Genomic DNA, 16,695 nt, shown 5'->3' on the forward strand with positions numbered 1-16,695 from the left:
AAAATAAAATGCAGATATTTTTAACTGGCTGAATTTAGGTATAAAAAAACCACGCTCGGCGGCGTGGTTTTAATGTGAAAGGGTCAGGAAGTCACTTCCCCGAGGGATTATTGCCCGGCACTTCTACCTTCTCCAGCTTGGTTTTGCGCTGAATAGTCAGCGTGGAGCCTGCCGATGCGGCAATAATCGCCGCCAGCGCCAACCACTGTGTGCCGGTGAGGAACTCGCCGAGGAAGATAATGCCGGACAGCGCGGCCATCGCCGGCTCCATGCTCATCAGCGTGCCGAAGGTTTTGGCGGGAAGCTTGGTCATGGCGACCATTTCCAGCGAATACGGCACGGCAGAGGTTAGCAGGGCAATCAACAGGCCCAACGGCAGGATGGACAGCGAGAAGATTGAGCTATGAGCCTGAAACGCGCCAATCGGAAAGAAGATCAGGGCGCCAATCAATGAACCTAGCGCCGCCGTGCCGGGGCCGTAGCTGCTTCCAGCGCGCTGGCCCGCCAGAATATAGATGGCCCAGCAGGTGCCGGCAAACAGCGCCAGACAGGCCCCTTTCAGGTCGATGCTGTCAGTCGATTGTCCGAGCGGCAACAGGAACCACAGGCCGATCACCGCCAGAATCACCCAGACAAAGTCCACCGGGCGGCGCGAAGAGAACATCGCCACGGCCAGCGGCCCGGTGAATTCTAGCGCCACGCCGACGCCCAGCGGGATAGTTTGGATAGCCAGATAGAAGCTGTAGTTCATGCTGCCAAGCGCCAGCCCGTAAATCAGCAAGGCTTTCAGGTTGCCGCCGCGCATTTTAATCCGCCACGGCCGGAACCACGCCAGCAGGATCAAAGAGCCGATACCCAGACGCAGCGCGGTGACGCCCTGCGGGCCAACCACCGGAAATAAGGTTTTCGCCAGCGACGCGCCACCCTGTAACGAGAGCATGGCAATTAACAGCAGCAGTACAGCAACGAGTGGCGAAGCTGACTTAGCAATCGCGGGCAGGGCAGGTGCCGGGTCTGCAGAAATATGATGAGATGCGGTGTTTCCGTCCGCAGGTGAATTTTTATCTGACTCGGTCATCCTTCGCGCCTTAAATGTGATCCCGATTCCGCGGAATTCTTGTTTTATCACTAAAAACTGTGAGCGATGTGTTGTTGTGGGTTCAGTGTAGAGGGAAAAGAGGGGCGAAAAAATCCAAAAAAAATAATTTTTCGGGTCAGCTTTCGGAAAATCCTGCACTTTTTTGATTGAAAAGTGCACAAAACTTTAGGAATTTTCTGCTAATCAGAAAAAGTTCAATAAGTTTCACTTATACTTTTATGGTCAAAAAATCATTAATAATCATTAGGATATGTCGTGCTGGAAACTTCTTGTTACACCATATGATGCTTTGGACATCTTATATCAGGCAGAGTTTCACACTGCTTTTTGTTATATTTTCGTGGTGAAGGTTACTTTTGTTTCCCATTTGAGGTGGTTGTTATGAAAAAAATTGCATGTCTTTCCGCATTAGCTTGCGTAGTAGCACTGGGCGCTTCTAGCGCATTCGCAGACACCAGCACCGTAACTGCAGGTTACGCGCAGGGTGATATGCAAGGCGTTGCTAACAAAGCAAACGGCTTCAACCTGAAATACCGTTTCGAGCAAGATAGCAACCCACTGGGCGTTATCGGCTCTTTCACTTACATCGAGAAAAACAGCTACCCAAGCGCTGACAACTACAACAAAGGTCAGTACTACGGTGTGACTGCAGGTCCAGCTTTCCGTCTGAACGACTGGGCTTCCATCTACGGTGTAGTGGGTGTGGGTTACGGTAAATTCGAAGGCACCAACGGTGTTAGCACTGTTGATCGTCAGAAATCTGACACTAGCGACTACGGTGTTTCTTACGGCGCTGGTATGCAGTTCAACCCAATGGAAAACGTTGCAATTGACGTTTCTTACGAACAGTCCCGTATCCGCAGTGTTGACGTTGGCACCTGGATCGCTGGCGTGGGTTACCGCTTCTAATTATTCGAAAAAGTTAGCGTTCAATCGCTACACGGTTTCGAAAATAAAAACCGCCTCTCGGGGCGGTTTTTTTATGCCTGCTTTTTAGCCATTCCTCGTCAAATCCCGCTATACCAGTTGTAACCCTGATCTTCCCAATATCCCCCCGGATATTCATTGGTGACGAATATCGCCCCGATGTGCTTGGCGTTCTTGAAACCGAGCTTGGTAGGCATGCGCAGACGCAGCGGATAGCCAAAGTCAGGGGGCAGGGGCTTACCGCTGAAATCCAGCGCCAGGATGGTCTGCGGGTGCAGCGCCGTGGCCATGTCGATGCTCGAGTAGTAACGGTCGTCGCACTTAAAGCCGACATATTTGGCTGTCAGATCCGCGCCGACGTGCTGCAAGAAGACTTTCAGCGGCACGCCGCTCCACTGGCCAATGGCGCTCCAGCCTTCGATACAGATCAGCCGGGTGATTTGGCTCTCCTGCGGCAGGCGCTGCAGTTGCTCTAACGTCCAAGGCGCTTTCTTCTGCACTAAGCCCGAGACTTCCAGCCGATAGTTGGGAATGTCGATTTCCGGCACATTGTATTCAGGATAATAGGCATTGAAGCGGAACGGCGTGGTAATTTGGTCCGCGCGATAGGTCTGCGCCAGCTTCTGCCCGCCAAACAGCCAACCCTGCACGCGGTCATTCCAGCGCGACATGGCCCACAGCACCTTGTCCACATTGTCGCCATCCTGCAAATTGCAGCCGGTAAGCATCGACACCGCGCCAAGGGTCAGACCCGAGCGTAACAGCAGGCGGCGCTGGATATTCACCAGCTGCTTGCGCTGATCCGGCTCAAGGATAATTTTCGGTTTGTCAGCGTTGTCACTCATCGGCGTGCTCCTTAAAGGCCGTTTTTTTGCCGCCGGTGACCATGGCGACAAAGGTTTTAGGCACCAGAAGCACCATCAAAACGTGGATCACCACAAACAGCATCACGCCGCTCATGGCAAAGAAATGCACATAACGGGCGATGTCGAAACCGCCGAACAGCCAGACCAGCCCGCTAAACTGCACCGGCTTCCAGATAGACAGCCCTGAGAGCACCAGCAGCGCGCCGAGCAGCAGCACCCCGACATACATCACTTTCTGCACCGCGTTATATTCACCCAGCTTATGAGGCAGCTTGAAGGTGATGGCTTTGACGATGTCACGCCAGATGGAAGCTGGCGTAAAAGGGAAAAAGTCGTGCTTGAAGTGTCCGCTAAAGGCGCCCCAAAGCAGATAAATCAGCGCATTGACGGCCAGCAGCCACATCACCGCCAGATGCCAGGCAATATTGCCACCCAGCCAGCCTCCCAGCGTGCTTTGCTGCGGGAAGGTAAGAAATTCGAACAGGGGGTCGGCGTTGTAGATACCCCAGCCGCTCATCACCATGCCAATCATCGCCAGCAGATTAATCCAGTGGCAGAGGCGCACAGGCCAAGGGTGGATTTTTCGTGGCTTAGGTTGGGCTGACGAGAGAGGTTTCAGCGAAGGTTGATGGCTCACAAGAAAGCTCCTGTGCTATCAAGCAGAGTGAAAAAGAGTGAGGCCAAACGGCGCGAAAAGAGGGGGTTTCGCACCGCCTGGCCTCTTAGTATGGCGTTATCGTCAGTAAAAAGTTAGACACAGGAGACTGACGAAATCGCCGTTACATTGGTGGCGCGACGCCGTCTTTGCCAGCGGCGATACCACGCGCAACCAGGTTGCCTTTATCGTCTTTGGCGGCGAACAGCACGATTTTCACGCCTGGTTTCAGCAAGCTGCGGTCGCCCGGCGCTAACAGCACCACGGGTACATCATCTGGCACCACTACGGTTTTCTGTGCGTCGTGGTACTTCACGGTCAGCGTGCGGCCATTGCTGTTGACCAGCTTGCCGACGGTGCCGTTGGTCATGGTGTTGATTTTGCCATCGGCAGATTCAAACGGGTTGAAGCCTTCGCCGCTGCCGCGCAGGCTTGGTGCGAAGACGTGAACTTCCAGCGCTTTCAGCGTGCCGTCGGCCTGTGGAACGGCGGCGGTACCGATAAAGCTGTCAGCTTTAATATCGGAAATCTGGCCTTTAGACACGCTGTTAACTTTGGTTTGGTCATTGATTTGCACATCAAGCTTGTCACCTTGACGGGTGGTGATTTGCATGGATGAATCATTCACCGAGTCGATGGTTCCGCGCGTCGGTTTAATCACGTTATCTGCTGCGAATGCGCCGGTACACATCAGAAGCGAGCTGAGGACTAAGCCCGCCAGGCGTGTTGAAGTCGTCATGTTAACTCTCCATATTTTTGCAGGTTGATCAAAGTGATAGTGTTATTGCTATAGGGTATAGCTTAGTTAAGAGTGGACGATAAACCCGAACAGTGAGATGACAAGTTGATGACAAAATTGTCATCAAACATGACAAACAAAACTGCTAAAGTATTCGCCCAAGAGTCTCTCATTGATAGGTAGCCCGCATGCGTATACTGGTAATTGAAGATGACGTCAGCACCGGCGACTACCTGAAAAAGGGGCTGGGCGAGGCGGGATATCGCGTCGATTTAGCCCGCAACGGCGCTGACGGCCTGTTTCTGGCGCTGGAAGAAGAGTATGACGCGGTGATCCTCGACGTGATGCTGCCGGGGCTGAATGGCTGGCAGGTGATGGAAGTGCTGCGTAAGAAAAGCGACGTGCCGGTGCTGTTTCTCACCGCCCGCGATGAAGTGCAGGATCGCATTCACGGGCTGGAACTGGGCGCCGACGACTACCTAATTAAACCTTTCTCTTTCACCGAGCTGGTGCTGCGCATTCGCACCCTGCTGCGCCGCCCGTCGGCCCGCGAGGCGGACACCTATTCGCTGGCAGATTTGCATCTCGACGTGCTGCGCCGCCGGGTCACTCGCCAAGAGCAGGTCATCCCGCTAACTAATAAAGAGTTCATGCTGCTGCATTTATTGATGCGCCGCGAAGGCGAAGTGCTGTCGCGCAGCATGATCGCCTCCCAGGTGTGGGATATGAATTTCGACAGCGACACCAATGTGGTCGACGTGGCGGTAAAACGGCTGCGGGCCAAAGTCGATCGCACCTTCGATCTCAAGCTGATCCACACCGTACGCGGCATCGGCTATGTGTGCGAAGCACGTCCATGAATTTGAAAACTAATGCCAAAAGGCCGAAACGCCCGACCTCGCTAACCCTGCGCGCCACTCTGCTGTTTGGCCTGATTGCCGCGCTGGTGGTCAGCGCGGTGGGGTTCTACCTCTATTATTCGATTGAAAAAGAGCTGATTCGCCGCGCGGATTATCAAGTCAGCGGTCGCGTTCAGTATTTTCGCCAGCTGCTGGCGACAGACTTCCCACTGACCCAGCTCAGCCATAGCCCGCAATTGTTTGAAAACATGCTCGGCAATGAGCAGGACGTGCTGCAATTCCGCCTGCAAAATAGCGCGCCGATCATCAACGTCAATCCGTCCCATCTGGCGCTTCCTGACACACCGCCGGTGGCCGACGGCACCCAGCTGACGCTGGCTGATATTCAGCGACTCACGGCGGCCGATGGCACGCCGGTGCGCTACATCTCGGCGGCGGTGCGCATGCAGGACGGTCGAACCGTCATCATCTCTGCGGCGCATTTTATGGATGCCGAATCGCAGATGCTGGCGGCGTTTCGCCTCGAAATCATGGGGGCGGTGCTGCTGGCTTACCTGCTGATTGCCGCCTTGGGTTATAGCGTGATCCGCCGGGGCCTGCGGCCGCTGCGTAAGATGGCGCAGGAGGCGGCCAGCATCCATCCGACCAGCCTGGGCACCCGTCTGAGTCGAGAGGGCGCGCCGCAAGAGCTACAGCCGCTGATCCTGTCGTTCAACGCCATGCTAGACCGTCTGGCTGACGGCTATGAGCGCCTGACCCAATTCTCCGCCGATTTGGCTCATGAAATCCGCACCCCGGTGGGCGCGGTGATGGGGCATTGTCAGGTGGCGCTGTACCAGCCGCGCAGCACCGAAGAGTATGAAACCCTGCTGGCCAATAACATGGAGGAGCTGGAGCGCATCTCGCGCATGGTAGAAAACATTCTGTTTTTGGCCCGCGCTTCTCATGCCCATTCCGTCCTCAACATTACGCCGCTGGCGCTCTCCTCCGAGACGGAGCGAGTGGCGGATTATTTCGAAGGTTTGGCCGAAGAGCGCGACATGCGGCTGGTGTGTCAGGGCGGGGGCACGCTCTACGCCGACGCTATCCTGTTCCAGCGCGCCTTAAGCAATCTGGTGGCGAACGCCATTCGCTATGGCGACGAAGGCACGGAGATCCGCGTGCAGGTGGAGCAGGTGGCGGCCAATACCCTAATCCACGTCGATAGCCAGGGGGAGCCGATCCCCGCCGAAAAACGCAGCAAGCTGTTTGACAGGTTTTATCGCGCCGATGCGTCGCGCAGCGAAGGGGGAAGTTCCAACGGGTTAGGGCTGTCTATCGTGCAAGCCATTATGGCGTTGCATGAGGGAAGTGTGTCAGTCAGCAGTATGGCCCAGGGCAAAACGCGGTTTACACTGCAATTTCCGACGGAATATCAGGAGAAAAAAGCACCACTTTCTCAATAATTCCTCAATAAGGTGAAAAAAATACGAAAAATATTTCTTTTCATCTTATTGAAATACATGGATTTCACTAATATTGTTACGTTATTACATTCACTGAAATGATTGAATCTGAACTAAAAGCATTTTTTGCCGGTCAGATTTAGTTATCGAAGTGCACTCTAACGCGTCATTTTTACTCTTCACTTCGGCACGCGCGGGCAGCATACGCATTTGATTATCTAAAAAGAGCTTCACAGACTGATGCAAAAACTACGTTCTCTTTCGCAACAGAAAATTTCACTGTTTATTGCGCTATACCTGGGGATACTACTTAACCTTCCTATTTTCTTCCGACGCTTTGGCCAACTCCATTACGACAATGTGCTATCCATTGCCGTCGAAATGGTGGCGTGTTTCGCGCTGGTTTACTTCCTGACTCAATTGCTCTCCTTTACAGGTAAAACCGTATTCCGCGTGCTGCTCAGCGTGATTGTGGTGTCGTCCGTCGCCGCCAGTTATTACATGATCCTGTTTAATGTCGATATTGGTTACGGCATTTTGGCGGCCGCGCTGGCGTCTGATTCCATCGACCTGTCGAAAGAGTCGATTGGTACCCATTTCGCTGGTTGGGTGGTGCTGTTCAGCCTGCTGCCGCTGGTACTGCTGTGGGCGAGCAAGATGCCGGGATCGGCTCTCAAAGAGACTCGCCCTAAAGGCGTGTTGAAGAAGGTCGTGCTGCTGATTGCGGCGGGATTAATGTGTTATCTGCCGCTGCGCCTGATGGGTAAAGTGCAGGACAAGCATGATGTGATGAACAACCGCATGATGGCAAGTTATGGCGGCGTAGTGGCCGGTACTTACTCGCCGTCAAACTGGCTGTCGGCCTTTGGGCTGTTTGTTTATAGCTCTTACAGCCAGGCCGAAGACACCAAAAACCTGTTCGACCCCGCCAAGCATTTCACCTATACGCCGCCAAAAGATGTCAAAGACCTGTACGTGGTGTTTGTGATTGGTGAAAGCGCCCGCCGCGACCACATGGGCGTCTATGGCTATGACCGTGACAACACGCCGAATCTGAGCAAAGAGAAGAACCTTGCCGTGCTTCAGGGCTACTCGTGCGATACCGCCACCAAACTCTCGCTGCGCTGCATGTTTGTGCGCGAAGGCGGGGCGTCCGAAGCGCCGCAGCGTACGCTGAAAGAGGCCAACGTCTTCTCCGTGCTGAAGAGCAATGGTTGGAGTTCTGAGCTTTACTCTATGCAGAGTGAGGCGTGGTTCTACAACAAGACCCGCGTCAACGACTACTCGCTGCGTGAAAACATTGCCTCTGAAAAGCGCAACGCCGGTAAGCCTGTGGACGACATGCTGCTGGTGGATGAGATGAAGGACTCGATGGACCATTATCCGCAGGGCCAGCATCTGATCATTCTGCACACCAAAGGTTCGCATTATCTCTATTCCGACCGTTACCCGCGCTCTTTCGCCAAATATCAGCCTGAGTGTATGGGCATTGATGACTCCTGCTCGACGCAAGAGATGATTAACGCTTACGATAACTCGCTGTTGTATACCGACTACTTCCTCGAGCAGGTGTTTAATCAACTGCGAGACAAGAACGCCATCGTGTTTTATGCTTCTGACCACGGCGAATCTATTTCAAAAAGCATGCATTTCCACGGTACACCGCGTGACCACGCGCCAATAGAGCAACGTACGGTGCCGATTATGGTGTGGGCTTCTGACAAGTTCCTGTCTGATGACCACAACCGTGCCGGTTTCGACCAGCTGCAAAAGCTGGCGGCAGATAAAACGCCGGTGTTCCATGAAAAGCTGTTTGATTCGATTTTAGGCTGTATCGGCTACACCTCGCCAAATGGCGGGATTGTCGAGCAGCGCAACTGGTGTCATGTGGCAGACGGGAAGGGCTAAGCATCAATGGATTCACTGCGAATTATCGTCAGCGTGCTGACCGTTATTATGGCACTGCTGACGTTACTGCCGTTGTCGAAGAATCAACGCTGGTGGGTGAGAGTTTGGGACTTCCCGCGACTGCAAATGGCAACCTTGTCATTGCTGTTTTTACTCACCGAACTGTGGGTTTTGCCATTTGGGGGCCCACTCGCCACGCTCATTATCCTGCTGTCGCTGGCCTGTATGGTTTATCAGGCATGGTGGATATTGCCTTACACCCGGCTCTATCCGGTGCAGGTGAAGAAAACCGTGCCGAATGGCCATCCGCGCATCAAAATCATTAACTGTAATGTGTTAATGACCAACCGCAACAGCGCCAAACTATTGGAAATAGTCGAGAAAAACCGCCCGGACATTCTGGTGCTGTTGGAAACCGACCTGTGGTGGGAACAGCAGATGTCGCCGCTGGAAGGTGACTATCCGCACAGCATCAAATGCCCGCTGGATAACCTCTACGGCATGCACGTCTATTCTCGCTTGCCGTTGTTTGACGCGAAAATTCAGTATTTAGTGGCTGAAGGTATCCCTTCCATGCATTTTCGCGCGGAATTAACCTCTGGTCATCAGGTGGTGCTGCACTGTCTGCACCCGATGCCGCCAAGCCCGACGGAAGACGATGAGTCCACCAATCGCGATGCCGAACTGGTGGCCGTGGGGCACACGGCTTCGCGCGCCAACTACCCGACTATCGTGACCGGTGACCTGAACGACGTGGCGTGGTCGCGCACCACGCGCCTGTTTATGAAGGTCAGCGGCTTGCTTGACCCCCGTCGCGGGCGCGGCATGTACAACACCTTTCATGCTAGCTATCCCTTCCTGCGCTGGCCGCTGGACCACGTTTTCCACAGTAAAGAGTTCACCCTGATTGACCTTCAACGCCTCGAGGCGATGGGTTCCGACCACTTCCCGATTATGGTGGAACTGGCATTAACGCCGGAGCAGGGGAAAGATCAGGAGAAGCTGCAAATCGACAGCGGCGACATTCAGGAAGCGCGCGAAAAAATGGATAACGCCGGTGTTAAAAGCCGCGATGTCCACCACGCCGAGCACCTTAATGGGCAGCCTCAGCCTGATTTTTGGCTCTCCTCGTGACCAGCGAACGCGACAGATTGCCTTTGGCGGAAGACCTGCGGGTCTTTCTGGCGGTAGTGAATAAGCAGAGCTTTGCCGCCGCCGCCACCGAGCTAGGCCAGTCTCCCGCCTACGTCAGTAAGCGAATCCAGATCCTTGAAGAGGCGCTGAGTGCCCGTCTGTTGCATCGATCTACACGCGGCATTCGCCTGACCGAGGAAGGGGAGCGCGCCCAGCGCTGGGCACTGCAAATCCTGGATAACTTCGACCAGTTTATCGGCGATCTGTCCGACTCCCGCACCGAGCCGCGTGGCAATGTGCATATTTGCAGCTCTTTTGGCTTTGGCCGCTGCCACGTCGCGCCCGCCGTGGCGGAGCTGGCGGAACGCTATCCGCAGCTTAATTTGCGCCTCGACCTGTACGATCGGGTGATTGATCTGGTGGCCGAAGGCGTGGATCTGGAAATTCTGGTGGGGGATGACATCCCCGAGCAGCACATTGGCAAAAAGTTAGCCCAGCATCAGCGCATTCTTTGCGCCTCGCCTGACTATCTCCAGGCCCACGGCGTGCCGGAGTCGTTGGAGGATTTAACCGAACATCAGTGTCTGGTGCTCAAAGAGCGGGATAACCCCTTTGGCATCTGGTCAGTGACGGCAGAGGGCGAAGAGCAGCGCATTCGCGTTAAAGGGGCGCTCTCGTCGAACAGTGGCGAAGTGGTGCTGCAATGGGCGTTGAAACACCACGGTATCATTCTGCGCTCGCAGTGGGACGTCCAGCCCTACCTCGACAGTGGCGAGCTGGTGCAGGTTTTACCGGCTTACTCGCAGCCTGCCAGCGTGTGGGCGGTCTATCCGACGCGTTTGGCGGAGTCCGCCAAGCTGCGAGTTTGTGTCGAATTCTTCCAGCAAAGATTCAGTCAGCTGCTCGGCTAGCGCCGCGATCGTCACGGCGCAAATCACCTGCTTCATTCAACATTCAACATTAAGAACTTAATACTCACCGAGAGTGCTTCACGCCAACCACGGATTGTTTTGCAAATGCCTCTGCTGGAACTGGCGAATGTCGTCGCTGTAGCGAAGGGTATTGCCGATAGCATCGAGACCGTTGAGCAGTGACAGTTTACTCAGCTCATCAATAGTGAAATCAATCAGCTCGCCGTTGCTCAGGCTAATTTTCTGCTCAGGCAGGTCAACGGTGATCTCATTGGTCTGCGGCTGTGCGACCCGTTCCGCGATTTTGGACCACTGCTCGGGCGAAAGTTGCACGGTCAGCACGCCGTTACGCTGGCAGTTGTCGAAGAAGATCCCGGCGAAGGTGGTGCCAATCAGCGCCCGAATGCCCAGCTGTTTCAGCCCCCACACCGCGTGCTCGCGGCTTGAGCCACAGCCAAAGTTTGGCCCAACTACCAGAAACTTGGCCGACTGCCACTCCGGCTGATTGAGAATAAACGCCGGGTCCGGCGCGCCGTCGGTCAAAAAGCGCAAATCAAAGAACACGCCTTTATCCAGGCCATTGCGGTCAATGCCCTTTAGAAACTGCTTTGGCATGATCACGTCAGTATCGACGTTGGCCGCAGTTAGCGGGGCGGCAACGGCGGTTAATACGTTAAAAGCTTGCATGGTTCTCTCCTCACTGGTCGCGAACGTCGGTTAGATGGCCGCGAATGGCGGCGGCGGCGACCATCGCCGGGCTCATCAGATGGGTACGGGCTCCGGCACCCTGACGACCTTCAAAGTTACGGTTGGTGCTCGACGCGCAGCGATCGCCCGGTGACAGCACGTCGTCGTTCATCGCCAGACACATTGAGCAGCCTGACTGGCGCCACTCGAAACCGGCCTGAATAAAGATCTCGGCCAAGCCTTCTGCTTCGGCCTGCGCCCGCACTTGGCTAGAGCCGGGGACAATCATTGCCCGCACTGTCGCTGCCACGCTTTTACCGCGAACCACCTCCGCCGCCGCGCGCAAATCTTCAATACGCGCATTGGTACAGGAGCCTATAAAGGCGTGGCTGATATTGATGCTATTGAGCGGCTGACCTGCGCGCAGGCCCATGTAGTTCAGGGCACGCTGCAAATCTTTGCGGCGAGAAGCATCCGGCTCGGCTGACGGGTCCGGCACTTGGCCGTTAATCGCCAGAGCCTGATCCGGGCTGGTTCCCCAGCTCACCATCGGGGCAATCTCAGCGGCGCTGAGTTCCACTTCGCGGTCAAACACGGCGTCGGTGTCGCTGTGTAACTCTTTCTTCCACAGGGCAACGGCGTCGAGCCACTGCTGGCCTTTCGGCGCGCGCGGTTTGTCTTTCAAATACTCGAAGACCTTTTCGTCTGGTGCCATAAATGCGCCACGCGCACCGGCCTCGACCGCCATATTGCAGATGGTCATCCGCCCCTCGACGCTGAGCATGTCGATGCCTTCGCCGCAGAACTCAATGGCGTAGCCGGTCGCACCCGCCGCGCCGATTTTCGCCACCAGCGCCATCACCACGTCTTTGGCGGTAATGCCGTTTGCCAGCCTGCCGTTCACCGTCACGCGCAGGGTTTTCAGCTTTTTGTACACTAAGGTTTGGGTCGCCAGCAGGTGTTCAATTTCGGATGTGCCGATGCCGAAACCAAACGCGCCCAGCGCGCCGTAGGTGGTGGTGTGGCTGTCTCCGGCGGCGATAACCATACCCGGCAAGATAAAGCCTTGTTCAGGGGCCACCACGTGCTCAATGCCCTGACGTTTGTCTAAAATATCAAACAGCTCAATGCCAAACTCTTGGCAGTTTTCCGCCAGATAGGAAACCTGCCGCGCTCCGCCCGCGTCCGGCATTTGGCGGGTACGCACTGGCGCAGTTGGGTTGACGTGGTCAACTACCGCGAGAGACGTCTCAGGCCGCCACACGCGGCGTCCGGCGTCGCGCAGCCCGCTAAAGGCCTGCGGGCTGGTGTACTCGTTAATTACCTGACGGTCGATGTAAAGCAGCACGTGGCCTTTGTCATCCAGCGTGCGCACGCTGTGACTGTCGATATGCTTTTCATATAGCGTTCTTGGTTTCATTTTATTGTCCTGAGAAACTATTATTGCCCTGAGAAACTCAGTGGATAACCCAGCGTCGCAACTTCCAGGTGTCCGAGCAATGGCCTAAGCGTGGTGCTTCAAAACACGATCCGTGAATAGCCGATCTCCAGTTGTGAGCTTGTTGCCAACGGGGCAAAGACTAAGATGGGTAAAAAAGGAGAAAACCCATGCTTGAACATTTTACCCAAGGTCGGATTGCCGTTAATGGAACTGACATTGCCTATCGAATAGCCGGTCAAGGCGAACCCTTGCTACTGCTGCACGGACACCCGCAAACGCAGGCCATTTGGCATAAAATCGCGCCGTACCTGACTTCACAATACACAGTGGTACTAGCCGATTTACGCGGCTACGGCGACAGTGGCAAACCTGAGCCGGACGCCGACCATTATCTCTACAGCAAGCGCGAAATGGCGCAGGACCAGTACGAGCTGATGCTAGCGCTGGGCTTCAAGCAATTTAGCGTGATAGCCCATGACCGCGGCGCTCGCGTGGCGCACCGTCTGGCCCTCGACCACCCGCAGGCCGTAAAACGCATGGTGCTGATGGATATCGCGCCGACGCTATCCATGTACCAGCAAACCAATGAAGAATTTGCTCGCGCCTACTGGCATTGGTTCTTCCTGATTCGCCCCGCGCCGCTCCCTGAAGCCTTAATCTCTCATGATGCTGACCTGTACCTGCGCAGCGTAATGGGTAGCCGCAGCGCCGGTATGCAGCCCTTCACCGACGAAGCATACGCAGATTATTTGCGCTGTCTGCAACTTGATGGCACGGCGCGCGGAATTTGCGAGGACTATCGAGCCTCGGCGTCGATTGACCTGCAACACGACCAGATTGATCTCGAGGCGTCTCGCAAAGTGCAATGTCCGCTGTTGATCCTGTGGGGCGAGCAGGGCACCGTCGGCAAATGTTTTAAGCCGCTGGAGGAATGGGCGAAGGTGGCTGAACAGGTAACAGGCGAGGCGCTGCCCTGTGGACACTACATTGCAGAAGAACAGCCGGAGCTTCTGCTGGAGAAGGTTTTGCCTTTCTTGCGCCAATAAACGGAGCAGGTTTTTGGATAGCCAACAAAAAACCCGCCGAGGCGGGTTTTTATTATCGTACTAACTGAGCGATTGAGGATTAAATCGTCTGCTCAGGGAAGGTCAGGGTGTTGCCCGGCGCTTCGCGATTAATGTGCAGGAAGTTCAGATGACGTTCGTACTGATCCAGAATGTCATTGATCACCTGATGCTTGGTGAAGTCCATCAGGTCATTACCCTGCGTACCTTCCAGCAGGAAGGTTTCCAGACGGTAGTAGTGCGATTTACCCGCACGAGCGCGATAGGTAAACGCCGGAACGGCATAGCGCACAGGCCAGATCTGATAGACAAAGTTCTGCTCTTCGCCCAGCGCCACGATAAGCTCGAGATGGTTGATTTTCTCATCGTCCTCCGGCTCATGCTCGCTGAACTCGACTTTGGCACCGCGCAGCTCCAGCTCTTGAGCCACGTCCAGCATTGCCGGACGGCAGACGTTATCCATCATTTTCTGCGTATGGGTGGTACCCGGATAGTTCATCACGCGTGATAAACGCTGTTTCCAGTTAAGCACCGCGTCGCCGCCGCTGACCGCAATCGGGGCCAGAGACTGCTGGGTACTGGCGCGGCGATAATCTTCCAGCCGCAGCGATTTATACAAACCGGCCATGATGAAGAAGATAACGAAGCTAAACGGCAAACCCATGATAACCGTGGCGTTTTGCAGCGCTGAGACGCCGTCGGTCATCAACATGCCCAGCGTTAACACGCCGATGGTGACTGACCAGAAAATGCGTAACCAGTTCGGGGCATCGTTGTTGATGTCCGCCAGCTTCGAGGTGAAGTTACCCAGCACCAGAGAGCCGGAATCCGCCGACGTCACGTAGAACAGCAGGCCGGTAATGGTGGCAACCGAAGCACTCAGGGTAAAGCCCGGATACTGCGCCAGCAGGCTGTAAACGCCGCGCTCAGGGTGGGCGATCACTTCATTGGCGAAGCCCAGATTACCGTGAATGATTTGGTACAGCGCGCTGTTACCGAAAATCGACAACCACAGCAGGGTAAACACAAACGGAATGATCAAGGTACCCAGCACGAACTCACGGATAGTACGGCCGCGTGAGATACGCGCCAGGAACAGGCCAACAAACGGCGACCAGGCAACCCACCATGCCCAGAAGAACAGCGTCCAGCTATTCATCCACTGGGTTGGACGGTCAAAGGCAAAGGTGTTGAGGGTCATGCCCATAAAGCGATTGATGTAATCGCCAATGTTGAGTACCAGCGCGTTGAGCAAGAATTCGGTATTACCGAAGAACAACAGGAACAGGATTAGACCCAGCGCCAGCAGCACGTTCAGCTCGGAAAGAATTCGAATACCTTTGTTCACGCCAGAGGTCACAGAGACTGTCGCCATAATCACCGACAGCAGGATAAGCGAGGCCTGCACCGTCAGGTTTTCCGGGATTTTGAACAGCACGTTGAGGCCGTAGTTCAGCTGCACCACGCCGATACCCAGCGTGGTGGCGATACCAAAGATGGTGCCGACCACCGCCGCGATATCCACGCTGTGGCCGATGGGACCATTAATGCGCTTGCCGAAGATTGGATATAGCGCAGAACGAATGGTCAGCGGCAGGTTGTAGCGATAACTAAAGTAAGCCAGCGCGATGCCCATCAGCGCGTACATTGACCAGCCGGTCAGGCCGTAGTGGAACAGCGTCCAGGTCATCGCCTGACGCGCAGCTTCCAGCGTCTGGCCCTGACCTTCCGGCGGCAACATATATTGCGTTACCGGCTCGGCCACGGAGAAGAACATCAGGTCGATGCCTATCCCGGCGGCGAACAGCATCGCAGCCCAACTCATCATGCTGAATTCGGGTTTGGATTGTTCAGGGCCGAGTTTAATCGAGCCGAAGCGCGAGCAGGCAATGAACACTACAAACACGATGTACAGCGTAGCAGCCAACATGTAATACCAGCCGAAAGTTGCTGATACCCAATTCAGTGCACTACTGAGCCATTTCCCCGACAATTCGGTATAAAAAATAGACATCAGCGTGAAGGCTAAAATTAAACCGGCGGACGTAAAAAACACCACGCCGTTCAATTTATCCCGTGGTTTCTCGGACAGTTTATCCGTCGTATCGACAGCAGCCATCGTTTCCCCTGTTAGGTTATTAATGAACTTATTTTCAGATAGTTAGCAGGTTACTTCATCCATTTATAATGCATTTCTCATACAAATTACTAACGTATTGGTAATAAAATATATGCATTTTTGATTGAACGTTCAATCAAAAAAAAGTTAAATAGAGTCAGCAACAAGGTTAAGAACGTCCGAAATCATGGTTAAAAAATAGGTTTCGGAAGACCGATTTTTCAGGAGTTGTACCCATGCCCAAAGTAGGAATGCAGCCAATTAGACGGCAGCAATTGATTGAGGCAACGCTGGCAGCAGTGAACGAAGTGGGGATGCATGAAGCATCGATTTCGCAAATTGCCCGCCGCGCTGGAGTGTCCAACGGCATCATCAGTCACTATTTCCGTGACAAGAATGGTCTGCTGGAAGCCACCATGCGTTATTTGCTCAGTCATTTGGGGGAAGGGGTGCAGGCGCGACTGGCGCAGCTGGACGACGACGCACCAACGGCACGTTTGCACGCAATTGCTCAGGCCAACTTCGACGACAGCCAGACCAATGGCGCGGCGATGAAAACCTGGCTGGCTTTTTGGGCCAGTAGCATGCATCACCCTCAGTTGCACCGCCTACAGCAAGTGAACAGTCGCCGACTCTATTCAAATTTATGTTCTGAGTTTAGGCGGTTTTTACCGAAAGACGCGGCGCGCGTTGCCGCGAAAGGTATGGCCGGATTAATCGACGGCCTGTGGTTGAGGTCAGCCCTGAGTGGCAAGCCATTTAACCGCGAAGAAGCGCTACAAATTACTTATCGCTTCATTGAATCACAAATTTCGGCCCCCGCGCCGAAGGCCTAAATTC

General features: G+C 54.6%; 15 protein-coding genes. 8 read left to right on the forward strand and 7 right to left on the reverse strand.

Annotation, left to right across the window (positions count from 1 at the left end):
* Nucleotides 1–91 precede the first annotated feature (91 nt).
* Nucleotides 92–1,078 carry a threonine/homoserine exporter RhtA gene (rhtA, locus tag V2154_RS06055; RefSeq protein ID WP_353501470.1) on the reverse strand — a complete coding sequence of 329 codons (987 nt, stop codon included), beginning with the start codon at nt 1,076–1,078 and terminating at the stop codon, nt 92–94.
* Between the two features lie 402 nt (nt 1,079–1,480).
* Here rhtA and ompX point away from each other — a divergent pair, with 402 nt between their 5' ends.
* Nucleotides 1,481–2,008, forward strand: a complete 528-nt coding sequence (gene ompX, locus V2154_RS06060) for an outer membrane protein OmpX (RefSeq protein WP_353501471.1) — start codon at nt 1,481–1,483, stop codon at nt 2,006–2,008.
* 98 nt (nt 2,009–2,106) lie between these two features.
* On the opposite strand, the gene V2154_RS06065 is transcribed toward ompX, so the two are convergent.
* The 3 genes from V2154_RS06065 to V2154_RS06075 form a co-directional block, all read right to left on the reverse strand.
* Nucleotides 2,107–2,871, reverse strand: coding sequence for a molybdopterin-dependent oxidoreductase (locus tag V2154_RS06065; protein ID WP_353501472.1), 765 nt, complete (start codon nt 2,869–2,871; stop codon nt 2,107–2,109).
* Nucleotides 2,864–3,511, reverse strand: a complete 648-nt coding sequence (locus V2154_RS06070; protein ID WP_353503928.1) for a cytochrome b/b6 domain-containing protein — start codon at nt 3,509–3,511, stop codon at nt 2,864–2,866. The genes V2154_RS06065 and V2154_RS06070 overlap by 8 nt, the downstream gene beginning before the upstream one ends.
* 160 nt (nt 3,512–3,671) lie before the next feature.
* Nucleotides 3,672–4,286, reverse strand: coding sequence for a hypothetical protein (locus V2154_RS06075; RefSeq protein ID WP_353501473.1), 615 nt, complete (start codon nt 4,284–4,286; stop codon nt 3,672–3,674).
* Nucleotides 4,287–4,474: 188 nt separating this feature from the next.
* Here V2154_RS06075 and V2154_RS06080 point away from each other — a divergent pair, with 188 nt between their 5' ends.
* The 5 genes from V2154_RS06080 (at nt 4,475) to V2154_RS06100 (ending at nt 10,544) form a co-directional block, all read left to right on the forward strand.
* Entirely contained in the window at nt 4,475–5,146 is a 672-nt protein-coding gene (locus V2154_RS06080) for a heavy metal response regulator transcription factor (protein ID WP_353501474.1), read from the forward strand.
* Entirely contained in the window at nt 5,143–6,591 is a 1,449-nt protein-coding gene (locus V2154_RS06085) for a heavy metal sensor histidine kinase (protein WP_353501475.1), read from the forward strand. Before V2154_RS06080 ends, V2154_RS06085 begins: the two co-directional genes overlap by 4 nt.
* A 240-nt stretch (nt 6,592–6,831) precedes the next feature.
* The gene (gene eptB / locus V2154_RS06090) at nt 6,832–8,499 is read left to right on the forward strand and encodes a kdo(2)-lipid A phosphoethanolamine 7''-transferase (protein WP_353501476.1); all 1,668 of its coding nucleotides are present in this window, start codon (nt 6,832–6,834) and stop codon (nt 8,497–8,499) included.
* 6 nt (nt 8,500–8,505) lie between these two features.
* On the forward strand, nt 8,506–9,633 hold the full coding sequence (locus V2154_RS06095) for an endonuclease/exonuclease/phosphatase family protein (RefSeq protein ID WP_353501477.1): 1,128 nt from the start codon (nt 8,506–8,508) through the stop codon (nt 9,631–9,633).
* On the forward strand, nt 9,630–10,544 hold the full coding sequence (locus tag V2154_RS06100; protein ID WP_353501478.1) for a LysR substrate-binding domain-containing protein: 915 nt from the start codon (nt 9,630–9,632) through the stop codon (nt 10,542–10,544). Before V2154_RS06095 ends, V2154_RS06100 begins: the two co-directional genes overlap by 4 nt.
* Before the next feature lie 78 nt (nt 10,545–10,622).
* Here V2154_RS06100 and leuD read toward each other — a convergent pair whose 3' ends face one another.
* Together leuD and leuC are read right to left on the reverse strand one after the other, a co-directional pair.
* Nucleotides 10,623–11,231 (reverse strand): 3-isopropylmalate dehydratase small subunit, encoded by a 609-nt coding sequence (leuD, locus tag V2154_RS06105; RefSeq protein WP_353501479.1) that lies wholly within the window; start codon nt 11,229–11,231, stop codon nt 10,623–10,625.
* Nucleotides 11,232–11,241: 10 nt separating this feature from the next.
* A complete protein-coding gene (gene leuC / locus V2154_RS06110) occupies nt 11,242–12,651 on the reverse strand; it encodes a 3-isopropylmalate dehydratase large subunit (protein ID WP_353501480.1) in 1,410 nt (469 codons plus the stop codon).
* Between the two features lie 188 nt (nt 12,652–12,839).
* On the opposite strand from leuC, the gene V2154_RS06115 reads away from it, so the two are divergent.
* Nucleotides 12,840–13,718, forward strand: coding sequence for an alpha/beta fold hydrolase (locus tag V2154_RS06115; RefSeq protein ID WP_353501481.1), 879 nt, complete (start codon nt 12,840–12,842; stop codon nt 13,716–13,718).
* Nucleotides 13,719–13,797: 79 nt separating this feature from the next.
* Here V2154_RS06115 and V2154_RS06120 read toward each other — a convergent pair whose 3' ends face one another.
* Nucleotides 13,798–15,855, reverse strand: a complete 2,058-nt coding sequence (locus V2154_RS06120) for a choline transporter (RefSeq protein WP_353501482.1) — start codon at nt 15,853–15,855, stop codon at nt 13,798–13,800.
* 236 nt (nt 15,856–16,091) lie between these two features.
* On the opposite strand from V2154_RS06120, the gene betI reads away from it, so the two are divergent.
* Entirely contained in the window at nt 16,092–16,691 is a 600-nt protein-coding gene (gene betI, locus V2154_RS06125; RefSeq protein WP_353501483.1) for a transcriptional regulator BetI, read from the forward strand.
* The last annotated feature ends 4 nt before the right edge of the window (nt 16,692–16,695 follow it).

This window comes from Ewingella sp. CoE-038-23 (assembly GCF_040419245.1).
Classification (GTDB): domain Bacteria; phylum Pseudomonadota; class Gammaproteobacteria; order Enterobacterales; family Enterobacteriaceae; genus Ewingella; species Ewingella allii.

Coding starts and splice junctions, on each gene's coding strand:
- ompX (WP_353501471.1), top strand. CDS start 1,481: ATGAAAAAAATTGCATGTCTTTCCGCATTAGCTTGCGTAGTAGCACTG.
- V2154_RS06080 (WP_353501474.1), top strand. CDS start 4,475: ATGCGTATACTGGTAATTGAAGATGACGTCAGCACCGGCGACTACCTG.
- V2154_RS06065 (WP_353501472.1), bottom strand. CDS start 2,871: ATGAGTGACAACGCTGACAAACCGAAAATTATCCTTGAGCCGGATCAG.
- V2154_RS06115 (WP_353501481.1), top strand. CDS start 12,840: ATGCTTGAACATTTTACCCAAGGTCGGATTGCCGTTAATGGAACTGAC.
- leuC (WP_353501480.1), bottom strand. CDS start 12,651: ATGAAACCAAGAACGCTATATGAAAAGCATATCGACAGTCACAGCGTG.
- leuD (WP_353501479.1), bottom strand. CDS start 11,231: ATGCAAGCTTTTAACGTATTAACCGCCGTTGCCGCCCCGCTAACTGCG.
- eptB (WP_353501476.1), top strand. CDS start 6,832: ATGCAAAAACTACGTTCTCTTTCGCAACAGAAAATTTCACTGTTTATT.
- betI (WP_353501483.1), top strand. CDS start 16,092: ATGCCCAAAGTAGGAATGCAGCCAATTAGACGGCAGCAATTGATTGAG.
- rhtA (WP_353501470.1), bottom strand. CDS start 1,078: ATGACCGAGTCAGATAAAAATTCACCTGCGGACGGAAACACCGCATCT.
- V2154_RS06095 (WP_353501477.1), top strand. CDS start 8,506: ATGGATTCACTGCGAATTATCGTCAGCGTGCTGACCGTTATTATGGCA.
- V2154_RS06085 (WP_353501475.1), top strand. CDS start 5,143: ATGAATTTGAAAACTAATGCCAAAAGGCCGAAACGCCCGACCTCGCTA.
- V2154_RS06075 (WP_353501473.1), bottom strand. CDS start 4,286: ATGACGACTTCAACACGCCTGGCGGGCTTAGTCCTCAGCTCGCTTCTG.
- V2154_RS06120 (WP_353501482.1), bottom strand. CDS start 15,855: ATGGCTGCTGTCGATACGACGGATAAACTGTCCGAGAAACCACGGGAT.